Here is a 19,363-nt window from a genome sequence, read left to right on the forward strand (position 1 = left end):
CCCCGGTAGACGTCGGCTGAAGACGCGGACGACGGCGACGACGGGTAATCGGCGTCGTCCGCTCAGCGGTGTAACCCAATCGCCGAGCTCGCAGAATAGACAGACTATCTTTCTCGGAAGGGATCGGCATTTGCCACGCATGCGGTGAATCGGTAACAGCGGCCGTTCCGAGCCTCTATTGTGTGATCCGGACACAGAAGCCCCGGATTCGTTTCGTTCACCCTGATATTCAGAACAATAATACATAATGAAAATTTCACACATATATTCGATAGCCGAGCGTACGGCCGCGCAGTGAGCAATCAAAAACAGATTTAGCCACAGTGTTTGAGCGCGCAACTCGACGCGGTGGGACACGAGGACCGCCCTCAGGTACTATTCGCGTTATGTGATGCGGAGCGGTGGCGGCCAACTGTCTCCGAGTTTGACGGCGGTCGGACGCCAGTGAGAGAGCCGGCAATCCCGGCGGAACTCTATCATCGGCAGCTCCCGAAGTTGGCAGAGATGGGGCTCATCGAGTGGGACCGGGAAACGCACTGGGTAACACGGGGCCCGGAGTACGACCGGGTCCGGCCGCTCCTTGCGTTTCTCTCCGATCATTACGACGAGTGAGAGAAGCGGGCGGTGACGGCCCGCGCACATGGCTTGTTAGCCTTGCTCTAGTGGGGTCATCTCCACGACGCCCTGCGAGAGGAGACGGCGTGCGATGACGATGAGCCCGTTTCTGAGCCCGGTCGCGAAGATGGCCTGTTCGTCGCCAGTCTGTGGGTTGATTGAGCTGACGAGCATAGTCGACCGGTCGACGAGCAGAAGTCGTCCAACCGCAGCGTCCTCCTCAGGTATCATTTCACTGTGGAGCCAGTCCAGTTCGGACAGGAACGCAGTGGCGCGTGGGATTTCCTGTTCCACGCGGTCCCGTATCGAGGCGGACCCAGTCCCGACAATGAGGTCTGCATTCGGGTCGAGCGAATTGAGTTGCTTGATTAGCGGCTCGGTGAGGACCGCTTCGGAGCCGATGACGAGGACCACTTCGTCGGTCGCGTCCGCGCTGATCGCCGCAGCGCGGTTCTCAATAGCGTCGGACCCGGAGAGCGACCAGACCTCCTGTAGCTCAGCCTCGTCATTGTCGGCTTCGATGCGTCCCATCTCACTCAGTGCGGACTGGAGGCGCTCGATACGCTCTTCGTACTGATCGCGGAGCGTTTCGGTGGCCTCGGAGAGCGGGACGGCCCGGAACTGCTGGGGACTCGAATGCTGGACTTCGACAAGCCCCTTCGCTTCGAGAATCCGAACGGCATCGTAAACACGCGTCCTCGGAACTTCAGTTACCTCGCTCAATCCTTTCGCCGTGCCGCTGGACATCCGAGAGAGCCCCACAAAACACTCCGCCTCGTACTCTTTCAAGCCCAACTCCTGTAGTAAACTTACCGCTTCTTCGTGTGTTGCATCAGATGTCATGTGTCCCAACCTTCATCTCGGTGGAAGCCGAGGATGTGTAGGAAGATGACGCCCACAGGTAAAAGACGTTGTTACTGCTACATTGCCGGCTCTCATCGGAGTTAGCGCTGCTTGATGGGGCCACAGAGCGTATTGTGGCAGTCCGGGCTCCGGTTGTCGCACGTGCTGGTCCACGTGTCGGTCGCGTCGGCGTCCTGCTCTTGTTTACTCAGTTAATCACACAACTGTTATACCTCGGTCCGGAGTAGAGGTACTTGGCACGCGGCATCCTATGTGTCCCAACCACATCTGCTGCGTGCCTCTTTCAGAAAAACTGCCCAGACAGGCATCAGGGAGTGCGTTTAGAGTGATACTCAGCCAGACGCAGTCGTATCAGGCACGCTACAGCAGCTATTTCACTGGCAGTATTTCGTCTGTAGTGTCATTTCTTGGCGGAAACGGCCGACACAGGAATACAAGTTTAGCGGACAGCTACTGTATCAGCTTGCAATCATAAAGGACTGTTCACATCCAGCAGTGAAAGCTTTTATCGGCGTTTACTCGATAATTAGGTAGACACTTCACATATCATAATTACAACTTATTGATTGACAGTAGAATTAAGTTGTTTGGTCAACATATTGCTAGTAATGAGTGGGTCCGACAGGCGGCCCGACGGGACATCCGACAATCCGGACACGCTCCACGCGGAGTTCGACTGGAACACAGTCTCACCGTCAGTAGCGGTCGTACAAACGGTTGCAATCGCAGCTGGGCAAGAGGCGATAGAGCTATCACCCCTCATCGAAACGCTCGACCCGGACGCGCTTGACCAGCTATTTGTCCATTCGTCAGGGCCGGACAGCGGCGTATCACTCTCGTTTCAGCTGGGTGATTACGGAGTGACTGTGACCGGAACCGGAGACGTGTATGTCCACACCGGACCCGTCGGTCCGTGACGACACACGGAACAGGAGCACCGCCGCAAACGGCCGAGGACGCTTCCCGGAAATGCCATAACGGGCCACCTGAGGAGGGGGAACAGTCAACCAGTTTTGTTACCGAGCGTTACTGTATCGAGCGTCGTTGTCCGCTCGTCCGGTGCACCGAGTGGCCGGCCAGTCCAGCGGACCGCAACGGTGTCGCCGCTATCGAGGTAGAAGCCGACCGAGGCATCGCCGTCGAGATAATTTCCGTCACCATTCGAGTCCACGCGCGGGTCGTCAACAACGACGCTGTCGCCGGGCACGACGGGCAGCCGTTCTGCCTCGGCCCACGTTAGTGTGGTAGAGCGGTTCCGGTCAGCGTCAGTGACGATGAGCGCCAGCGCGTGCGTACTGGTGTCCGTGAGCCGGTCCCCGCCGGCGTGGGTGAGCGTGACCGTTCCCGCCTCAGCGTCGAACTGGCCGTCGACGGTGACCGACGGCGACGCCGTCCGCAGGTCTGCACCGGGGCCGACGACGAGTGCAACAAGCCCGACGACGGCCAGCGCCGCGAGCCCCCAGACTGCGACTCGCTCGACCGTGACGAGACCCCGATGCCCACGAGACGACTCAGGACTCATTGCTCGAATCCTCCCCCGGCACGAAAATAAGCGCCCCGGTACGGGTCGAACACGACTAGTCGGCAACCCGTTCTTTTGAAGTAGCTCAATCGTCTAAGCCTTGTACAACGAATGAGTCAGGATTTCTACGAGATACTGGGTGTCTCTCGAGACGCCTCCGAAGACGAGATTCAGGAGGCCTATCGGGAGAAAGCCCGGGAATACCACCCGGACGTGAGCGACGACCCCGACGCCGAAGAGAAGTTCAAGCAGGCCAAGAAAGCCAAAGAGGTCCTCACCGACGAGGAGAAGCGCCAGATGTACGACCAGATGGGCCACGAGCGCTTCGAACAGGCCGAGAAGCGCGGCGGCGCTGGTGGTGGCGGCGGCCGCGGTGGGATGGGTGGAGACCCGTTCGGTGGCGGCGCTGGCGGCTTCGATATGCAGGATATCTTCGACCAGTTCTTCGGGGGCGGCGGCCGGGGCGGACGCGGTGGCAGCCGACGGCGGCAGGGGCAGGACCTCCAGACGCGACTGGAAATCGACCTCGAAGAGGCCTACAACGGCGCGACGAAGCAACTGAACGTCACCCGGCCGGAAGCCTGCGACGACTGTGACGGGGCCGGGCATCCGCCGGGAGCCGACTCGGAGACCTGTCCGGAGTGTAACGGCAAAGGCCAGACGACGCAGGTCCAGCAGACACCGATGGGGCGGGTGCAGCAGCGGACGACCTGCCGCCGGTGTGACGGCGAGGGGACGCTGTACGACGAAACGTGTTCGACCTGCCGGGGCAACGGCGTTGTCCAGAACGATGCGAGCCTCGAAGTCGAGATTCCGTCCGGCATCGCCGACGGGCAGACACTCCGGATGGAGCGCGAGGGCGCGCCCGGGGAAAACGGCGGCCCGAACGGCGACCTGCTCATCGAGGTACAGGTCCGCGACCACCCGGACTTCGAGCGCGACGGCGACAGCTTGCAACACCAGCAGGCCATCTCGTTCCCGCAAGCAGTGTTCGGTGACACCATCACCGTCCCGACGCTGGACGGCGAGGTGGAAGTCGACGTGCCAAGCGGCACCCAGAGCGGCGAAGTGTTCCGACTGGAGGGCAAGGGGATGCCGCGGCTCCGCCGCCGCGGCCACGGCGACCTCTACGTGCAGGTACAGGTCGTCACACCCGACAGCCTCAACGCCGAACAAAAGGAGGCCCTCGAACAGTTCGCGGAGGCCGGCGGCGAAGAGGTCGATGTCGATGAAGGCTTCTTCGAGAAACTGAAGAACTCGCTGTAGTCAGTCCCCGTTTGCCGGCGTCCCGCTTGTGCCTGATTGTCCCTCGTATTTCGCCAGCGCCGACGAGAGCGCGGCATCGGCGTCGACATCGAGTTGTTCACATAGCGCGAGTAGTGCAAATAGAGCGTCGCCGAGTTCGTCTTCTCGTATCGATAGTGCCGTCAAATCGGTGCCGTAGCCGGTCGTTTCGTTGACCTGTGCCGCGATGTCGCCGAGTTCAGCCACCACGTCAAGCAACCGGTACGCGGGCGGCGTGTCGATGTCGCTGTCCCTGAGCACGTCGGCAACCTGTTGCTGTCGTTTCATTTCTAGAGCGTGGGGATAGCCACCCACATCGGCTTTGTGGCCGCGCTGTTTTTCATCGGTGAGGCCGAACGACGACATATGCAGGTACTCGGTGACCTTGTCGCGCAGGCCCGCGACCGCGACGGCGTCCTCTTTCGTTCACCGGAGCGGGCGGCGCCGTACAGTTACTCCGATTTCGCCACGAACGCCTGGAAAGGCGGGAATCTGCTGCGACATTACGGGGTCCGGCACGGGACGCGGGTCGCCGTCGTCGTCGGTCCGAAAAAGCCGACCGACGAGGACCGACCGGGCTACCTTCGGGACGCCCCGGACGCACTGCTTGCCTTTCTCGCAGCGGCGCTCGACGGCGCAGTCGTTGATATGGACCCGCCGAATGCAGTCGACGCGACGGCGCTCGTCGCGCCAGCGGCGTGGCTCGACCGCTACACGCAGGGACCGGGGACCAAGGGGCTGGCCTACGGTGGCCCGGTCGATGACCCCACCATCGCCCAGTTCGAGCGAGAACTGTGGAGCGAGAACCCACTTCAGCCGCCGGGCGAGGTCGCACCTGACGACGCTGTTCTGGCGGCCGACAGAACATACACGCACGGTGAACTCATGGCCGAAAGCAGCCGTGTCGTTGCCGACTACGATATCGACGCGGAGACGACCGTCGCGCTTCGGGCACCGATGACGACTGCGGGCGCGGTTGTCGTCGGACTGCTTGCACCGATGCGGACCGGTGCGACGGTTGTGTTCGGCGGCAACGAGACTGCGGATATCGCTGTTGCCGATGGAGACGCGCCCGAGGAAACCGTTGTTCGGCCGGACGACGCGACGCCGTCGTAGCGACCGGGCAGACGTTCGTCAGCAGTGTACTTCACGGGTACGCAGTACTCGTCGTGTTGGTGCGGGTGAAGAACCGAACCGCTGGCCAGTCAGTTGATCGACGCTGTTGCTTTCTTAAAGAATTTATTTGTCCGGCTACAATCGGAAGTATGGATTTTGACTTTGTGCCCGCAGTGGCCCCGCTCGTCGTAATCGTCGCTATCGCAACGGTCGGGCTCACGTCTGTGATGACTCTCTCGACGGTCTTGATGATGGTTCTGCCCTCGATGATTGTGTTCTCGGTCGTCGCGTTCTTCCTCGGAATGAAGCACGGCGAGTTCCGCGCCAGTCCGTAGCGGTCTTTTTCGGTTCACACAGCCCGCAGGGCAAGTCACCGCAACCCCGAGTTGCGCCGATTCAGAGTGACGGATGTGACCGGTACGCGCCGTCGATGTGACAACCAGAAGGCAGATACGCACAGAAGGAAGTCGCTTGTAGTGTGAATATCCGTCCGCTTCTTACCGTCATTCTCATCATTGTTGCCGGCATCGTCGTTTCAGCGTTCTTGTTTCCCGCTCTCTCACACCTCAGTGGTCCGCCCGACGTAACGACATCTGACACGCCAACGATTACTCCATCCGTTCCAGCCCCGTATCGGGGAACGAAAGCGGAACCCACGACCGTCATCCGAGTTGATGGAGCTGGAGATAGGTTGCCAATTCAGATCTGGAATGATAGCCCGGCGAGCCGAACTGTCTCTGTCGAATTACTGCATAATGAGAGTTCCTCCTCAGTCGTAACCCAGACAGAAACACTTCCACCGAACGGGACACTTTGGTTAGAAATTCGGTCTCCGGGCTACCTTCTCAAGATAACCGACGAATCAACACAGACGACTGGTACGTACCCAGTAACGACTGATCATTTCGACTGTAATTCCCGGTTTGCAGAAGTCCGTATTGACGACACCGGAAACATCGATTCTCAGACAGTTTCTACAACTATGGGCTGCTGATGCTGGTCACTGTACTACCCAGTACGTCCTCTGTCTCCATCACGCGCGGTTCGGACAAGTTCCGGCCATACACCACTATTTCAGAAACATCTTGCCGGCTTCCATCCCATCAAGAACAGGAGCCAGGGTCGTCTACACGGTGGCTTTGCGGTCACTCGGTTGGGCGGACGAAGTCCGCAAGCGTCACCAGCAGGCCGAGCACCCACCCCAGCGGGATGGAGATCCCGAGCCAGATGATGACGTAAGCGATGCCTTCCCGATCGAAGTTCTCGATGAAGAACTCCGCGACACCGACAGTGGCCAGCACTTCGTAGAGGAACCACCGGGACAGCGAGTCGCTCGCGGGGATGACGACCGAGGCGACAGTCGTTGAGTACAGCGCTGCGACGACCGGCGGGAGGAAGATGGCCGTCATAGCAAACGGGTATGCCAGCGCGACCGTCGTCCCGCGACCGCCGACCCGCCGGAACGTAACAGCGAGCGCGGCCGACAGCGTCGCAACCCCGCCGGCGACAGCGACAGCGGTGAACCCGCCCGACACGAGGTCGATACTCCCCGGCTCGAACCGGGCAAGGGCCGCTAAGCCACCCCAGGCGAGGACAGAGAGTAGAACGACACCGAGAACGCCCAGGCGGGTCGCCGTGCCGTCAATGCGGCGGGTCTGGTAGCGCAGGACGACGCCACACAGTACCAGCGGATACACCAGCGCGATGACTGGGACACCGAGCGCAGACCAGAGACGGTAGAGGGCCATCCCGAACGAGGAGTCCGGTGTCCACGTCCCGAGAACGGTGTCGTTAGCGTTTCGCTGGCGTGGATACACGAGCTCCATCCACGTTTCGTGTAACCGATTGAGGTCGATACGGATCCCGCCAACGACCCCCTGGCTTCCGGTAGACATACCGGTGGTTTCGGTCTACCGGCGTTAAATGTTTCACGGCACCCGCGGCTGTTGTGATGCCACTGTGAAAAGTACGGCCCCGATTCGAAACCGACATATTCAGGACGGGGAGTCCCAAACGGTCAGGTATGACAGACGGTAGAGCGGACGTGTCCCGTCGCGGCTTCCTGCGGACAGCGGCAGGGGCCACGGCTGCGTCGGCCGCAGCAGGCACCGCGACCGCACAGGAAGGCACCGAAGGTGGCGGCGGCGGGCCGCCGGATTTTGGTGGGTTCCTCGACCAGGTTGGCAACTACGATGGCTCAGTCGCCGATGCGACCGGACAGGACACGGCGACGGTAGAAGTCGGCGTGCAGGCAAACGGCGGGGCGTTCGGCTTCGGCCCACCCGCGATCCACGTTGACAACGGTGCAACGGTCCAGTTCGAGTGGACGGGCAACGGCGGCGGCCACAACGTCGTCTCGGACGGTGAGGGTCCGCTTGACTCCGGGAGCGCCGTCTCTAGCGCCGGCGTCAACTACGAGCACACTTTCGAGGAGGACGGCATCTACCCCTACGTCTGCGTGCCACACGAAGGGCTCGGCATGAAGGGAGCCATCGTCGTCGGGACGGACTACCCGACGAAGTCTTCCGGCGGCGGCGGCGGTGGTAGTGGGAGTTCCGGCCCGCCCGAAGTGCCAAACAGCGCGAAGACGCTCGGGGTTGCAACCTCGTTCGTGATGGTCGCAACGCTCGGACTCGCGTACTTTTTCATCCGGTACGGCGGCGACTACGAGACGCCCGAGTAGCGGTCCCTCGCTGCGTTATACTGAATCCGGACCGGCATGAATCTCCAGATCGACATCCCGTTCCTGCCCTTCAAGATCCTCGACGACACGTTCGACGATTTTGGTCGCCTCCTTGCGGATGAGTGGCTTGACTTTCTCGATTACCCAGTCCATCGAAACGAGTCGGGGAAGGTCGATAGCGCTGTCTGAAGCCGACCCCGGGTCGAACGCAACGTGAAATCGCACCCGTGAGGCCGTCTGCTCGTCCGCCAGAACGTCGTCCGGATCAGGCTCGACCGCCCAGTACCCTTCGGCGTCGATGTCTTTGACGATCCGCCAGTCGATACGCGTCGGCGGCGAAACGTCAGTCACCTCCGACCGAGCGGTGTAGGAGAGCTTCCACCACGAGAATACGAGGTCGTAGTTCGTCCCCGGTGAGCCGTCGCCGTCCTGTACCACGCGGTCGAGATATTCGGAATATCGTGCGTAGCCCGGAAAATCCAGCAGAAACTCGTACACCTCTTCGGGTGGGGCATACACGACTGTGCTGACCTCGACTTCGTCCACGTCTGTGACACCGGATGTACCGAAGGTAAACTTTCGGGCATAGACTCCGTCCGCGGCCGCGTTTTTTGCCGAAACATTTCCACAGAGCATAATAGCGAACAGAAAATATTATCACTCTGTATTGGATACAATGGAAGTACCATGAGCGCATCCGATATCCAATCCGCTGATGCCGACAGCGAGGACGAGGACAGTGGATGGGACGCCGTCCGCGATCTCCCGCCGAGCGCAAAACTCGTCGCGAAAGTCTTGGAGTACAACGAGACCCTGACCCAGAGCCAGCTCGCCGAGGAGACCCTGTTGCCACCGCGGACAGTCCGGTACGCCCTTTCTCGCCTCGAAGATGTCGGCGTCATCGACTCCCGGTTTTCGTTTTCCGACGCGCGTAAGCGGATCTACACGCTCCGGGTCGAGTAACCACCCGACGCGCTTCAGGTTAAGGAACCACGTCCGCCATTCCACGCCAAGGGCCGCTTCACCTTCTTTGTCGCCCGTTCACAGTGTGAGGACAACGTTGATTAGTCACCCTCACGAGACATTTGATATGAAAGTCGTCCTGATTGGTGTCGGGCAGGCTGGCGGGAAAGTAACCCAGTCGCTTGCCCAGTTCGATTACGACATGGGGTTCGACGCTGTCCGGGGGGCCCTCGCCGTTAATACGGCGCGAGCCGACCTCCAGAATCTCGATATCGACACGGCCCTCATCGGACAGGACCGCGTGAAAGGTCACGGCGTTGGCGGTGACAACGAGCTCGGGGCGCAGGTTATGCAGGAGAACGCCACCGAAGTGCTCGACGAACTCGACGGTCGGATCACGACCGAAGCCGAGGCCATCGTCGTCGTTGCTGGACTCGGCGGTGGCACCGGCTCCGGTGGCGCACCGATGCTCGCCCGCGAACTCAAGCGCATCTACGAGAAGCCGGTGTACGTCCTCGGCATTCTTCCCGGCCGGGACGAGGGCGGCCTCTACCAGGCCAACGCCGGTCGCTCGCTCAAGACCGCTGCCCGCGAGGCAGACTCCCTCCTCCTCGTCGACAATGACGCCTGGCGGGGCAGCGGCGACAGCGTCGCCGCCGGCTTTGAACGCGTCAATGACGCCATCTCACAGCGCGTCGGCCTGCTGTTCGCCTCCGGCGAGGCAGTTGAGGGGGTCGGCGAGAGCGTCGTCGACTCCTCGGAGATCATCAACACACTCAGGGGCGGCGGCATCGCCTCTATCGGCTACGCCAGCGCCGAGGCCAGCGAGGATGCCGGCGAGAACGTCAACACTATCACCAGCGTTACCCGGAAAGCCCTCCTTACGAGCATGAGTCTACCCAACGCGGTCAAGGCTGACTCGGCCCTCCTCGTCGTCGCGGGTGACCCCGAACGCCTCTCGCGGAAAGGCGTCGAGCGAGCGCGCCGCTGGGTGGAAGACCAGACCGGGAGTATGGAGGTCCGGGGCGGGGACTTCCCGCTCGGCTCCGATAAAATCGCGTCACTCATCGTCCTTTCGGGCGTCGAACGGTCCGAGCGGGTCAACGAGTTCATGGAGCGCGCCACAGAAGCGGCGAACTCACAGGGTGGAACGACCGACCCGGACGAGTTCACGAACGACCAGCTGGACGGACTGTTCTAACGGTTTAGATAGCAGAATTTCTCGGTCGCAACAGGAGCCTCAGGCGAGGCTACTGCCGTCGAACTTTGCGCGGTCGAAGTCGTGGTCGAGCAGGTCGAGAATGGTCGGCGCGATGTCGTAGAGGTCGGCGTCGTCGATGCGAACATCCGGGTCGTCGACCATGAGCGTCGCGTTGTCGAAGCTGTGCATGCCGTTTCGCGGCCCGACGCCGAACACGTCCACGGAGCCCTTGAATCCGGCCTTCAGGTCGAAGCCGTGGTTCGGGACGACAGTGAGGTCCGGTGCGATGTCGTCGTGGTCGCCGCGGTAGGCGTCTTCTTTGGTGACGACACGGTCTGCGACGGGCTTGCCGTCCGGGCCCTCGAGCGCTTCGAGTTTTTCTTTGAGGTCCGCGCGGACAGACTCGTACTCGTCTTCGGGGACGCCACCGTTCGGTTCGCGGCCCTCAAGATTGATGTAGAAGCGGCCGGGGATGAGCGAGTAGGCCTTGGTGTCCTCGCTGATATCGCCGAGTTCGGAGTGGTCATCAGTTGCGTAGTCGAGCCACCCTTCCTCCTGAAGCCACTCGTTGAAGTGGACCTCGTAGTCGAGCGAGGTGAAGCCGTGGTCCGAGGCGACAACCATCGTCACGTCGTCGGGGAGCCGGTCGCGCAGGTCGCCGAGATACGCGTCGACTTGCTTGTAGAACTCAAAGAAGGCGTCCTGGTTCTCGCCGTCGCGCTCATAGTCCTTGAAGAGGAAGTGGTTGACCCGGTCCGTGGTCATGAACACGCCGAAAAACAGGTCCCAGTCGTCCTGTTCGACGTAGTGTTTGAACGTCTCGTAGCGCTTTTCGAGCGTCTTGTGAGCGTCTTCGACGAAGTCGCTTTTGTCGTCGTCGTGGCCGAGTTTGGCGTTGACATCGATACGGTAGTCGCTGTCCTGAAGGTTGTCACGGAGTTCGTCCGGGTAAGCGGCCTTGTCCACGCCCGGTGAGAGGAAGCCCGAGACCATCCGCTGGACGTTCCGCTGGGGTGGGAACGTGACCGGCACGTTCAGGACCGTGGCATTGCGGCCATCGTCTGTGACGCGGTCCCAGAGGCGCGTCGCCTGCACGTCGCGTCCCATTGGGACGTAGGTGTCGTACGAACCGACTTCGCGGTCCTGGAACCCGTAGACACCCGTTTGGCCGGGGTTAACACCGGTCGTCAGCGCTGGCCAGCAGGCGCTAGACTCGGGAGGGACGATGCTGTCAATGGGGCCGGCGCTTCCGTCCGACGCCATCTCGGTGAGGTTCGGGAACACGTCGGGGTGTTCGTCGATAAGACTGAACGGTACGCCGTCAATGCCGAAGAAGGCAACACGCGGTGCGTCGTCGCCCTTCAATCGGTCGAATAATCCCATACGGTCTGTTAGTCAGGTCAGGAACAAGAAACTTCTTTTCGGCGCCGCGTCACCGAAAGCGGCAAAATAATCGACACAGCCCAACGGTCAGGACGACTGGTCCGCGTTCTCCGGAACCACCGTCAGATGTGCGATTCCGGGTGTCGACCGTCGCTCGACTCGCGGAACAACAGTCGTGTGGTCCAGCGCTGCGTCGGTGTCATCAGTAGCCATACACGTACCGATAGCGGTTACACGGACAAAAAATTACCCATGCTCATACATAATCGGAGGTACCTGCCGGTATTACTTCTGGAAATACACCGCCAACGGAACAAAAACCGCAAAAGGTGGTCCCGGACGCGTCAGTTGAACTCTTCGTCGTAGAGGTCCTGCGCGTGGACGATAGCGTCCTTTGCGGCTTCTTTGTCTTCCCAGCCTAGCGTCTCGACTTCTTTGCCCGCTTCGAGGTTCTTGTACGTGGAGAAGAACTCGTCAATCTCGTCGAGGGTCTGCTGTGGGATGTCGTCGAGGTCCTCGATGTGGTCATAGCGCGGGTCCTCAGTCGGGACTGCGATGACCTTGTCGTCCTGCTCGCCATCGTCGTCCATCTTCATCAGGGCGACGGGGCGGGCCTCAATGACACAGCCGGGGAACGTCTGGTCTTCGACGAGGACGAGCACGTCGAACGGGTCCTCGTCGTCGTAGTACGACTGCGGGATGAAACCATAGTCGGACGGGTAGTGAACGTTCGAGTGAAGGACACGGTCGAGGACGACACCGGGAATGTCCTTCTCGTACTCGTACTTGTTACGCTCGCCTTTCAGGCACTCAACAACGGCGTAGATTTCTTCGGGGGGGTTCGGTCCGGTTTCGAGGTCTTCCCAGAGGTTCGTCATCACCGGCGACTGCGCGACGCCGTCAAAAAGTCCTTTCGTAATAGCCGCAGCTATTCGGTATTATGCCCTATATAACCCAATAATATCTAACTATAGATATATTCTTAGATTACACTTACCACCTGTAAACGACAATCTGAAAGCAAATTAATCGGAAACTCAATTCAACTGAGGGCGCATAATATAATTTTTCTGATAATACTGTAGCTGCTAGTTGTATGGTGGTTAATGCCCCACAGCAGGCGTTGTGCGCCAGAGTTAACAAGTGTTAAATAGCTTGCTGACATTTACTCAACTATGTCAGAGGCACAAACAGTTACTGACAGTCCGGGCATCGCAAAAGAGCTTACCGCTTTTCAGCAGAATATCCTAGTAATACTCGCTGAAGAGCCGCGGTATGGTCTCGCTATCAAGCGCGAACTAGAAGAATACTACAACGACGAAGTCAACCACGGTCGCCTGTACCCGAACCTCGACGACCTCGTCGAGATGGGTCTCGTCGAGAAGAGCGAACTCGACAAGCGAACGAACCAGTACTCCCTGACAGAGTCGGGCAAGGATGCAGTCCTTGACCAGCTCGGATGGGTGTTCGGAAAGTTCATCTCCGATGACGGCCGAGCCGACGAACTCCGTGATCTGATCGCGGCGCAGCAGTAGATTCGCACCTGGGCACCTGCGAACTACTGTTAACCACTTCTTAACAACAGACAAATACTGCTCACCGACAGGTGTACCAGACGATTATGCGTCAGGAGCGCGACCACCGGCTTCTTCGACAGTGAGACGGATCGACTGGTCGAGAACCGACCGCTGTTCCGCAGTTGGCCACGCATTTCGTCGGACATAGTCGTCTCGAAACTCCTGAATTTCGTCCGGCGTCGCCTCCGAGATCGGTTTCGCGTAGTGATTACCCATGAAATCAGCGAGCAACTCCGCGTTGGCGCCGTGTGTCTCACCGTGTGCTTCGGTAACGGCTTCAACGACAGCGCGGTTTGCAGCGTCGATCTCTGCCCACTCGTCCGGGTCGCCGGGGCCTGAAAGCCGTATCTCGACGCCTCGGTCGATGTCGTCGACCCGCTCCGGACGGATGACGCCATCATCGACCCATTCGACGGGATGGCAGACGAGTACGTCACCCGTCTCGTCGTTTCTGATACGGGCAGTGTAGTCGTACTCTGCGAGGATTTCGTCGCGTTCAGTCCTGTAGGCGTCGGCCTCGGCATCATCAACTACTTCGCGAGCGAGCCTAGTCAGCCGTTCGGCCTGTTCGGTCACATCTGTCGGCAGGTCAGTCATCGTCGAGTGCGTCGTTAGCTAGTTCGTCTGCACGGTCGTTTATTTCCCGCGGAACGTGCTCGATCTGCCAGTCGTCAAAGTCTGTCAGTAGCTCGCGGACACGGACACGGTGCTCGCGCAGTTCGGGGTCGTTCGTATCCCACTCGCCACGGACCTGTTTGACGATAAGCTCTGAGTCACCCCGGATATGGACATCGTCGAATCCGTAATCGCGTGCGACTTCAACCGCGCGGATGAGCGCCTTGTACTCCGCCTGGTTGTTTGTCGCCGTTCCTATCGTTTCTCCACCCTCCGTGACAATCCCGCTGTCGTTGACCAGCACGTAGCCGACCGAGGCTGGTCCCGGGTTACCCCGTGATGCGCCATCAAAATATGCATGGACGCGCCCGCCGTCAGTGCCGCGCAGCAGGGCCTCAAGTCGTGCGGTCCCCTCACCCTGCACGACGACTTTCCCGTCGTAGGCGACCGCTGTCGCGCCGCCGTATTCGACGCGCCAGCGCTCGTGGTCAGTGTTTCCCTGTTGGATGTCGAGTCCCGCGTCCGCCAGTCTCTCGCGGGCCGTCATCTCGTCGCATTCGATAACCGGCATCGTCTGAGGGTGGCTGACCCGTCGGTATAGACGTTGTGGTCGGCCCGTCAGTTCCCGGCGTTTCTGCTGATTCGCTCAGCACCAGTCTGTCGACTCTCCTCACTGCCGAGCACCCGACCCAGAACACCAACCAGCCCGCCGACAGTGACGACGGCACCAGCGGCGAACATTACTGACAGAATGGGGTCGACAGGCTCAATGAGGACGGGTGAGAGAAACAGGACAATACCGGACAGGACAGCTATCGCCGCTGCGAGAGGGCTTGCCTGTTTCCCCGATGAGACCCGATAGGTGGAATGTGCGAGCGTGAGGGCCGCAAGTTCTCCGACGAGAAGGTTGACCAGCGCCTGCTCATACGCGACTGGAATGACCGCCGAGACGAATACGACAGCCATGCTGACCAGCGTCGCGCCGAGCAGGAACCACTTCGTTGTATTTGTCATGATTTATATCACCTGTTGTTACTCAATCCGGCCCTGTAAGAGTTGCTCTCTCACGGACCGCCGGAAAGGTTCTTATCGGGGAGGGCCGAAGGCGTGACAGATGCAACTCGACGAGTTCATCGAGGGGTTCGAGGAGGACGAAGCCGCACAGCGGCGCCGCCTTGCGGCGGAGAAATCCTACGCCATCACGGACCACCTCGAAGACGTCGAGCAGCAGTTCGAGGCAGCAGTGCAGGGCGATTCGCTGTTCGGATCGACGGCCCCCGAGATATTTGTCGGTCGGTCAGGATACCCCAACGTCTCAACGGGCCTGCTCTCTCCAGTCGATACCGACGCCGCCGCTGCCGGGTTCGCAACCAGCGGCGACTGGTATCAGGAGGGGCTTGGCATCGAGGACGTACTCCAGCGCCGGACCGGCATGGTGAACTCCACCCAGACCACGTCAGTCGATTCGGTCAGCGCCGGTGGTGGGCGCGGTACCAGCGGGGTCCACGATGTCTGGAACGGTTTCGTCGGCGTCCAGCGGGAAGTCGCCATCGCGGATCATCCCGTCGACGTGGAGGTCGGTCTCGACGGCACTCCCGAGATGGATGTGAACTTCGACGATGTTGGGACGCCAACGGGGCCACGGGCACACGCGACGGGTGCGGACCTGGCGGAGAACCCCCACGTCCCCCGGCCCGTCGAAAAGACGCTGTCGGACGACGACTGGCGCGCGGAGGGTGCGATGGCGTACCTGTACCGCCGCGGGTTCGACGTGTACGATATCAACACCATCCTCTCGGCAGGCGCGCTCGGGCAGGCCAGCGAGCGGTCGCTGGTGCCGACACGGTGGTCGATCACCGCCGTCGACGACACGGTCGGGCAGTACGTCCGCGGCACGCTACGCAACGCCGACACCATCGATAAGCCGGAGTTGTGGTACAACGAGTACATGGGAAACCGCTACTGGGTGGTGCTTGCGCCCGGCCGCTGGGAGTTCGAACTCGTCGAGATGAAAGCCCCCCAGAGCGTCTGGAACCCCCGTCCCGAGACAGGCTACTACATGTCTAGCGCTCACGAGGGCTACGAGGGACGGACCGCCTATGTCGAGGAGACTGCGGGAGCGTACTACGCGGCACGCCTCGGTGTCCTCGAACACCTGCAGGAGCGCGACAAACAGGCGAAGTGTCTGGTACTGCGGGAAATCACCGACGACTACTGGGCACCAGTCGGCGTCTGGCAGGTGCGTGAGGGCGTCCGGAATGCGTTTGACGGCGAACCCGGGACCGCACAGTCCTTCCGGGAGACACTGACAGCTATTGCCGACCAACTCCCCGTCAGTCTCGGACAGTTACGGCGCAAGTCCGAACTCGTCGCCGGGTTGCAGTCGCAGTTGAGCGACTTCTGACGATATTTTGCGTTACAGGTGACCAGCCATGTCGGGTGACTGCTATCAGCGTTGCCCGCTGTCACTGTCACTGACATCGTCCCAGGCCGAAGTGCCGAATCCGTCATCGTCGGTATCGCTACTCCAGCTCGAGTCATCGGCGTAGCTGTCTCCCGTCGGCTCATCCACGCCTGTCGTGGCTGGTCCGGACCTGTGTGTCCCGCCAGTCCCAGTCGTGGGTGCAAGCGGCGGTTCACCGTACTCCTCCTCGTATGCGTCCGCGAAGCCACGCCCCCAGACGTACATGATCGCGGACTGACCGACGAACGCGAGGAACGGAACTGCAAGGTAGCCAATGATGGTGAATCCCAGAACGGTCGCTCCAACGGAGATGAGGATGTTGACCCCAAACGCCATCACCACAGCCATCAGCATCGTTCGGCTCGTGCCGACAGACCAGAGAACATCACGGTCAAAGCCCGCAGCGATACTGTCCGCCCGGACGAAGTTCCCCGTCGCAACGGGCAGTATCACTGCCATTGCGAGAACGCCGATAAGGTAGAGCAAGGCGGCGACGAGAAAGCCCACGAGCAGCAATCCTTCAGAGCCGCCGAGTCCACCGCCGATCACCAGCAGGCCCGGGACAGCAAGCGCGAGCGTGAGCAACAAACCGTACCCCATAACGACAACGGTATGTCGAATTCCGTCAACGGTTATGTCGGTCAGATCCAGTTCGTCCCAGGCCGGCGGCGTGTCAGTCTCGCCCCTGAGGACCCGGCGCATCACTTTGAGCATGTATCCCTGAAACGTGAACAGCGGAACGATCAAAAAGCCGAAAAACAGTACAACCCCACCGAGGGCAACGCGTTTGACCCAGTCGTCGCCCTGTGTCTGGTAGCGAAGTGCGTCCTCTATCATGTTCAGTCAGTCTTGAGATAGGTTCAAATAAGTTGTGTAATGATTGAAAGCTGCGACCCAGACATCGCAGCTCTTGGACCAATTCAGCACGGACAACGGCGTGGCTCAGGGTCGGTCGGTCCCGTGTGGCGAGACCTCAACAAACGCCGGGGTATCGACACCTCCAGCGCAAACTGGGCATCCAACAACCAACAGGCGCTCGCGGACGCCACCGTCGACCGTTGCACACGCATCACACTTCGGGCACGTGAAGCGGTACTCCGGCATATACTCAGGCACGGACTTGGATAGCCGAAGGAACTGTCCCCTCAGTGTGAAGGGTCTATACGCACGTGAGAGCGTCCCGCTCGCCAGCCGCGACTGCCGTACGGTAGACGGTCTCAGTTATATAGCCCACAATAGTGGTCTTAGGAAGGATTATTCCACTCGCTCGGTACGGTTACACGATGACTGATGCACCGCTGAAGTTCGGATTCGTCTGCGTCCAGAACGCGGGCCGAAGCCAGATGTCCGCAGCGTTTGCCGAGCGGGAGCGCACCCGTCGCGGACTCGAAGATGCGGTCGAAATCCTGACCGGAGGCACAGACCCCGCGGACGAAGTGCACCCGGAGGTCGTCGAAGCGATGGGTGAACTCGATATGGACCTCTCTGACCGGGTTCCGCAGGCAGTTTCGAACGACGAACTCAACGAGTGTACCGTCGTTGCGACAATGGGATGTTCGACGCTTGAACTCGACGCCGATGTCGCAGTGCGCGACTGGGCGCTAGAGGACCCGCACGGGCAGCCAATCGAACAGGTCCGGGAAATCCGAGATGCGATCGAAAAGCGTGTCGCCGACCTGTTCGACGAATTCACCGACAGCAGTATCAGTTGAAACGAGTGACACATTGAGCGCACTGCTCTCGTGCGATCAGGTGTACATTGAATTTCAGTGGCTACTATAACCGATACCTGCTGCAGACGCTGAAGTTAGAGCGGTCCGATGCGCCGGCCGAGTCGCCTTAGTCCTTGACTGCTGACTATCACTCGACGTACGTGAGATACTCGACCTGTTCGTACGCCAGAAGCCACGTCCCGTAGCTATCTGTGACCTCGATCCCTTCGTGTTCCCGAATGCGGTCAGTGACTGACCGGAAGGCCTCGTCATCCTGAAAGTAGCCGCCGTCAATCGCTTCTTCAACGACTTCTCGTTCGGCTTCGGAAAGGCCCGTAAGGGTGAACAGGTACTGGTCTCGGATCTGGTCAGCAAACGAGTCGACACCCGACGCAACTTCCGTCGCTTCGTACCGGTATTTCGTCTCTGTTGTCGTTCGTGTGCTGACCGTCACCCGGTAGCGGTCGCCGTCGTGGACGATAATATCGTACTGGCGCTCCGGAACGAACACCGACCCGTCACCCACTTCCGCGGCGGTTCCGTATCCGATACCCACATCGTATCCGTCCCCGCTGGGCGGGTTGTCGTCTGAAATAATTGGGTCAAGGCGCTGGCGGTCCACCGCCGGTAGCTCCTCATAGGCGATTTCACCGATTTCAGCCGTCGAATCAGCCGGGTCGAAATCGATTCGCACCTCGTACACTGTCACTTCGTTGCTCTCAAGTGGCGTCTCCGAAACTTCGTAGAAGGTCTCATCGATCCGGACGGTATCTATCTGGTCGAACAGTTCGTTTCGGCCCCGGCGCGTCGCGGAGCCGTTTTCGATGGCCGCTGAGACAACCGTGTATTCCGCCGATTCGGAGTCAGGCGATATCGAAACTTCGTCGGCAATATCGGCCGCTGTCGCGTCGTCCATGTCCAGCACGACGGAGGGATGGCCACAACCAGCGACAGCAGCCGAGAGGAGGACTGTGCCGCCCGCGAGGAACTGGCGTCGTCGCATACAGCTACTGACAGACAACTGGAAGGAAAGCCTTCCGGGTGTGTTTTTGCCGGTCGGAATCGCGAAGGCAGGCTCACCCGTGATAACAGCCTGAGCCGTAGTAAACGCCAGACGACGGCAGGGTCCGCAAGGTTCCCTTGCGAGTTGATAAATACTTCCTTCAACGGTACTTTTCAATTCCGGCGAAATCAGCGAACTACAGCGCTGTAGCTCCGGTTTCGGTAAAGCCAAGAACGGGAAGAACTCGGCATGGGCCAACGCGGATTTGAACCGCGAACCTCCCGGTTATCAGCCGAGCGCTCAACCTGATTGAGCTATTGGCCCAACGCATTCTTTTGTACCCGAGGGGTATTGAAAAGGG

25 protein-coding genes and 1 tRNA gene are annotated in these 19,363 nt (G+C 60.2%); 11 read left to right on the top strand and 15 right to left on the bottom strand.

Annotation, left to right across the window (positions count from 1 at the left end):
* Positions 1 to 327 precede the first annotated feature (327 nt).
* Positions 328 to 612: a hypothetical protein gene (locus BDK61_RS16185; protein WP_121303764.1), complete on the top strand. Its 285-nt coding sequence runs from the start codon at positions 328 to 330 to the stop codon at positions 610 to 612.
* A 36-nt stretch (positions 613 to 648) separates the two neighbouring features.
* Here BDK61_RS16185 and BDK61_RS16190 read toward each other — a convergent pair whose 3' ends face one another.
* Positions 649 to 1,458, bottom strand: coding sequence for a TrmB family transcriptional regulator (locus BDK61_RS16190; protein WP_121303765.1), 810 nt, complete (start codon positions 1,456 to 1,458; stop codon positions 649 to 651).
* A gap of 629 nt (positions 1,459 to 2,087) precedes the next feature.
* Here BDK61_RS16190 and BDK61_RS16195 point away from each other — a divergent pair.
* A complete protein-coding gene (locus BDK61_RS16195) occupies positions 2,088 to 2,396 on the top strand; it encodes a HalOD1 output domain-containing protein (protein WP_121303766.1) in 309 nt (102 codons plus the stop codon).
* Positions 2,397 to 2,482: 86 nt separating this feature from the next.
* Here the strand turns inward: BDK61_RS16195 and BDK61_RS16200 are convergent, their stop codons facing one another.
* Positions 2,483 to 3,001: a hypothetical protein gene (locus BDK61_RS16200; RefSeq protein WP_004964027.1), complete on the bottom strand. Its 519-nt coding sequence runs from the start codon at positions 2,999 to 3,001 to the stop codon at positions 2,483 to 2,485.
* A 111-nt stretch (positions 3,002 to 3,112) separates the two neighbouring features.
* On the opposite strand from BDK61_RS16200, the gene dnaJ reads away from it, so the two are divergent.
* Positions 3,113 to 4,267, top strand: coding sequence for a molecular chaperone DnaJ (dnaJ, locus tag BDK61_RS16205; protein WP_121303767.1), 1,155 nt, complete (start codon positions 3,113 to 3,115; stop codon positions 4,265 to 4,267).
* On the opposite strand, the gene BDK61_RS16210 is transcribed toward dnaJ, so the two are convergent.
* Positions 4,268 to 4,651 (bottom strand): MazG-like family protein, encoded by a 384-nt coding sequence (locus tag BDK61_RS16210; RefSeq protein WP_004964032.1) that lies wholly within the window; start codon positions 4,649 to 4,651, stop codon positions 4,268 to 4,270. It lies immediately after the preceding gene.
* On the opposite strand from BDK61_RS16210, the gene BDK61_RS16215 reads away from it, so the two are divergent.
* Complete coding sequence (locus BDK61_RS16215) at positions 4,652 to 5,401, top strand: hypothetical protein (protein WP_121303768.1); 750 nt, start codon at positions 4,652 to 4,654, stop codon at positions 5,399 to 5,401.
* Between the two features lie 149 nt (positions 5,402 to 5,550).
* On the top strand, positions 5,551 to 5,736 hold the full coding sequence (locus BDK61_RS16220) for a DUF7333 family protein (RefSeq protein WP_004964038.1): 186 nt from the start codon (positions 5,551 to 5,553) through the stop codon (positions 5,734 to 5,736).
* An 810-nt stretch (positions 5,737 to 6,546) separates the two neighbouring features.
* On the opposite strand, the gene BDK61_RS16225 is transcribed toward BDK61_RS16220, so the two are convergent.
* A complete protein-coding gene (locus BDK61_RS16225) occupies positions 6,547 to 7,296 on the bottom strand; it encodes a hypothetical protein (protein WP_121303769.1) in 750 nt (249 codons plus the stop codon).
* Positions 7,297 to 7,424: 128 nt separating this feature from the next.
* On the opposite strand from BDK61_RS16225, the gene BDK61_RS16230 reads away from it, so the two are divergent.
* Entirely contained in the window at positions 7,425 to 8,084 is a 660-nt protein-coding gene (locus tag BDK61_RS16230; RefSeq protein ID WP_004964043.1) for a halocyanin domain-containing protein, read from the top strand.
* 15 nt (positions 8,085 to 8,099) lie between these two features.
* Here the strand turns inward: BDK61_RS16230 and BDK61_RS16235 are convergent, their stop codons facing one another.
* Positions 8,100 to 8,630, bottom strand: a complete 531-nt coding sequence (locus BDK61_RS16235) for a type II toxin-antitoxin system RatA family toxin (protein WP_121303954.1) — start codon at positions 8,628 to 8,630, stop codon at positions 8,100 to 8,102.
* Positions 8,631 to 8,771: 141 nt separating this feature from the next.
* Between BDK61_RS16235 and BDK61_RS16240 the strand changes: the two genes are divergently transcribed.
* Together BDK61_RS16240 and BDK61_RS16245 are read left to right on the top strand one after the other, a co-directional pair.
* Entirely contained in the window at positions 8,772 to 9,047 is a 276-nt protein-coding gene (locus BDK61_RS16240; RefSeq protein ID WP_004964048.1) for a MarR family transcriptional regulator, read from the top strand.
* Between the two features lie 127 nt (positions 9,048 to 9,174).
* A complete protein-coding gene (locus tag BDK61_RS16245; RefSeq protein ID WP_004964052.1) occupies positions 9,175 to 10,248 on the top strand; it encodes a tubulin/FtsZ family protein in 1,074 nt (357 codons plus the stop codon).
* 39 nt (positions 10,249 to 10,287) lie between these two features.
* Here BDK61_RS16245 and BDK61_RS16250 read toward each other — a convergent pair whose 3' ends face one another.
* From BDK61_RS16250 to BDK61_RS16255, 3 genes are all read right to left on the bottom strand, one after another.
* Complete coding sequence (locus BDK61_RS16250) at positions 10,288 to 11,631, bottom strand: alkaline phosphatase family protein (protein ID WP_121303770.1); 1,344 nt, start codon at positions 11,629 to 11,631, stop codon at positions 10,288 to 10,290.
* An 87-nt stretch (positions 11,632 to 11,718) separates the two neighbouring features.
* The gene (locus BDK61_RS24245; protein WP_004593838.1) at positions 11,719 to 11,844 is read right to left on the bottom strand and encodes a hypothetical protein; all 126 of its coding nucleotides are present in this window, start codon (positions 11,842 to 11,844) and stop codon (positions 11,719 to 11,721) included.
* A 131-nt stretch (positions 11,845 to 11,975) separates the two neighbouring features.
* Positions 11,976 to 12,509, bottom strand: coding sequence for an inorganic diphosphatase (locus BDK61_RS16255; RefSeq protein WP_121303771.1), 534 nt, complete (start codon positions 12,507 to 12,509; stop codon positions 11,976 to 11,978).
* Positions 12,510 to 12,806: 297 nt separating this feature from the next.
* Between BDK61_RS16255 and BDK61_RS16260 the strand changes: the two genes are divergently transcribed.
* On the top strand, positions 12,807 to 13,166 hold the full coding sequence (locus BDK61_RS16260; protein ID WP_004593840.1) for a PadR family transcriptional regulator: 360 nt from the start codon (positions 12,807 to 12,809) through the stop codon (positions 13,164 to 13,166).
* An 84-nt stretch (positions 13,167 to 13,250) separates the two neighbouring features.
* Here the strand turns inward: BDK61_RS16260 and BDK61_RS16265 are convergent, their stop codons facing one another.
* Genes BDK61_RS16265 through BDK61_RS16275 form a run of 3 tightly spaced genes read right to left on the bottom strand, consistent with a single transcriptional unit; the run spans position 13,251 to position 14,837 of the window.
* The gene (locus tag BDK61_RS16265; protein WP_004964064.1) at positions 13,251 to 13,805 is read right to left on the bottom strand and encodes a DUF7108 family protein; all 555 of its coding nucleotides are present in this window, start codon (positions 13,803 to 13,805) and stop codon (positions 13,251 to 13,253) included.
* On the bottom strand, positions 13,798 to 14,394 hold the full coding sequence (rnhA, locus tag BDK61_RS16270; RefSeq protein WP_121303772.1) for a ribonuclease HI: 597 nt from the start codon (positions 14,392 to 14,394) through the stop codon (positions 13,798 to 13,800). Before rnhA ends, BDK61_RS16265 begins: the two co-directional genes overlap by 8 nt.
* A gap of 47 nt (positions 14,395 to 14,441) precedes the next feature.
* Positions 14,442 to 14,837, bottom strand: a complete 396-nt coding sequence (locus tag BDK61_RS16275) for a hypothetical protein (RefSeq protein ID WP_004964070.1) — start codon at positions 14,835 to 14,837, stop codon at positions 14,442 to 14,444.
* 100 nt (positions 14,838 to 14,937) lie between these two features.
* Here BDK61_RS16275 and nreA point away from each other — a divergent pair, with 100 nt between their 5' ends.
* Positions 14,938 to 16,227, top strand: a complete 1,290-nt coding sequence (nreA, locus tag BDK61_RS16280) for a DNA repair protein NreA (protein ID WP_121303773.1) — start codon at positions 14,938 to 14,940, stop codon at positions 16,225 to 16,227.
* Between the two features lie 45 nt (positions 16,228 to 16,272).
* Here the strand turns inward: nreA and BDK61_RS16285 are convergent, their stop codons facing one another.
* Both BDK61_RS16285 and BDK61_RS24485 read right to left on the bottom strand, forming a co-directional pair.
* Complete coding sequence (locus tag BDK61_RS16285) at positions 16,273 to 17,124, bottom strand: DUF4013 domain-containing protein (RefSeq protein WP_121303774.1); 852 nt, start codon at positions 17,122 to 17,124, stop codon at positions 16,273 to 16,275.
* 105 nt (positions 17,125 to 17,229) lie between these two features.
* Positions 17,230 to 17,391: a DUF7560 family zinc ribbon protein gene (locus BDK61_RS24485; protein ID WP_449405074.1), complete on the bottom strand. Its 162-nt coding sequence runs from the start codon at positions 17,389 to 17,391 to the stop codon at positions 17,230 to 17,232.
* A 179-nt stretch (positions 17,392 to 17,570) separates the two neighbouring features.
* Here BDK61_RS24485 and BDK61_RS16290 point away from each other — a divergent pair, with 179 nt between their 5' ends.
* Positions 17,571 to 17,999, top strand: a complete 429-nt coding sequence (locus BDK61_RS16290) for an arsenate-mycothiol transferase ArsC (RefSeq protein ID WP_121303775.1) — start codon at positions 17,571 to 17,573, stop codon at positions 17,997 to 17,999.
* Positions 18,000 to 18,147: 148 nt separating this feature from the next.
* Here the strand turns inward: BDK61_RS16290 and BDK61_RS16295 are convergent, their stop codons facing one another.
* Together BDK61_RS16295 and BDK61_RS16300 are read right to left on the bottom strand one after the other, a co-directional pair.
* A complete protein-coding gene (locus BDK61_RS16295; RefSeq protein WP_121303776.1) occupies positions 18,148 to 19,002 on the bottom strand; it encodes a hypothetical protein in 855 nt (284 codons plus the stop codon).
* 250 nt (positions 19,003 to 19,252) lie between these two features.
* Positions 19,253 to 19,326: transfer RNA gene (locus BDK61_RS16300), tRNA-Ile, on the bottom strand.
* Positions 19,327 to 19,363: the final 37 nt, after the last annotated feature.

It is taken from the genome of Haloarcula quadrata (assembly GCF_003634715.1).
In the GTDB taxonomy this organism is placed as follows: Archaea; Halobacteriota; Halobacteria; order Halobacteriales; family Haloarculaceae; genus Haloarcula; species Haloarcula marismortui.

Excerpts from the sequence above, each read along its gene's own strand:
- BDK61_RS16290 (WP_121303775.1), top strand. The coding sequence starts at position 17,571 with ATGACTGATGCACCGCTGAAGTTCGGATTCGTCTGCGTCCAGAACGCG.
- BDK61_RS16210 (WP_004964032.1), bottom strand. The coding sequence starts at position 4,651 with ATGTCGTCGTTCGGCCTCACCGATGAAAAACAGCGCGGCCACAAAGCC.
- BDK61_RS16190 (WP_121303765.1), bottom strand. The coding sequence starts at position 1,458 with ATGACATCTGATGCAACACACGAAGAAGCGGTAAGTTTACTACAGGAG.
- BDK61_RS16255 (WP_121303771.1), bottom strand. The coding sequence starts at position 12,509 with ATGACGAACCTCTGGGAAGACCTCGAAACCGGACCGAACCCCCCCGAA.
- BDK61_RS16220 (WP_004964038.1), top strand. The coding sequence starts at position 5,551 with ATGGATTTTGACTTTGTGCCCGCAGTGGCCCCGCTCGTCGTAATCGTC.
- BDK61_RS16275 (WP_004964070.1), bottom strand. The coding sequence starts at position 14,837 with ATGACAAATACAACGAAGTGGTTCCTGCTCGGCGCGACGCTGGTCAGC.
- BDK61_RS16215 (WP_121303768.1), top strand. The coding sequence starts at position 4,652 with ATGCAGGTACTCGGTGACCTTGTCGCGCAGGCCCGCGACCGCGACGGC.
- BDK61_RS16285 (WP_121303774.1), bottom strand. The coding sequence starts at position 17,124 with ATGATAGAGGACGCACTTCGCTACCAGACACAGGGCGACGACTGGGTC.
- BDK61_RS16195 (WP_121303766.1), top strand. The coding sequence starts at position 2,088 with ATGAGTGGGTCCGACAGGCGGCCCGACGGGACATCCGACAATCCGGAC.
- BDK61_RS24485 (WP_449405074.1), bottom strand. The coding sequence starts at position 17,391 with ATGCCGGAGTACCGCTTCACGTGCCCGAAGTGTGATGCGTGTGCAACG.
- BDK61_RS16230 (WP_004964043.1), top strand. The coding sequence starts at position 7,425 with ATGACAGACGGTAGAGCGGACGTGTCCCGTCGCGGCTTCCTGCGGACA.
- dnaJ (WP_121303767.1), top strand. The coding sequence starts at position 3,113 with ATGAGTCAGGATTTCTACGAGATACTGGGTGTCTCTCGAGACGCCTCC.
- BDK61_RS16260 (WP_004593840.1), top strand. The coding sequence starts at position 12,807 with ATGTCAGAGGCACAAACAGTTACTGACAGTCCGGGCATCGCAAAAGAG.
- BDK61_RS16240 (WP_004964048.1), top strand. The coding sequence starts at position 8,772 with ATGAGCGCATCCGATATCCAATCCGCTGATGCCGACAGCGAGGACGAG.
- BDK61_RS16265 (WP_004964064.1), bottom strand. The coding sequence starts at position 13,805 with ATGACTGACCTGCCGACAGATGTGACCGAACAGGCCGAACGGCTGACT.
- BDK61_RS16295 (WP_121303776.1), bottom strand. The coding sequence starts at position 19,002 with ATGCGACGACGCCAGTTCCTCGCGGGCGGCACAGTCCTCCTCTCGGCT.
- BDK61_RS16200 (WP_004964027.1), bottom strand. The coding sequence starts at position 3,001 with ATGAGTCCTGAGTCGTCTCGTGGGCATCGGGGTCTCGTCACGGTCGAG.
- BDK61_RS16225 (WP_121303769.1), bottom strand. The coding sequence starts at position 7,296 with ATGTCTACCGGAAGCCAGGGGGTCGTTGGCGGGATCCGTATCGACCTC.
- nreA (WP_121303773.1), top strand. The coding sequence starts at position 14,938 with ATGCAACTCGACGAGTTCATCGAGGGGTTCGAGGAGGACGAAGCCGCA.
- BDK61_RS24245 (WP_004593838.1), bottom strand. The coding sequence starts at position 11,844 with ATGGCTACTGATGACACCGACGCAGCGCTGGACCACACGACTGTTGTT.
- rnhA (WP_121303772.1), bottom strand. The coding sequence starts at position 14,394 with ATGCCGGTTATCGAATGCGACGAGATGACGGCCCGCGAGAGACTGGCG.
- BDK61_RS16250 (WP_121303770.1), bottom strand. The coding sequence starts at position 11,631 with ATGGGATTATTCGACCGATTGAAGGGCGACGACGCACCGCGTGTTGCC.
- BDK61_RS16245 (WP_004964052.1), top strand. The coding sequence starts at position 9,175 with ATGAAAGTCGTCCTGATTGGTGTCGGGCAGGCTGGCGGGAAAGTAACC.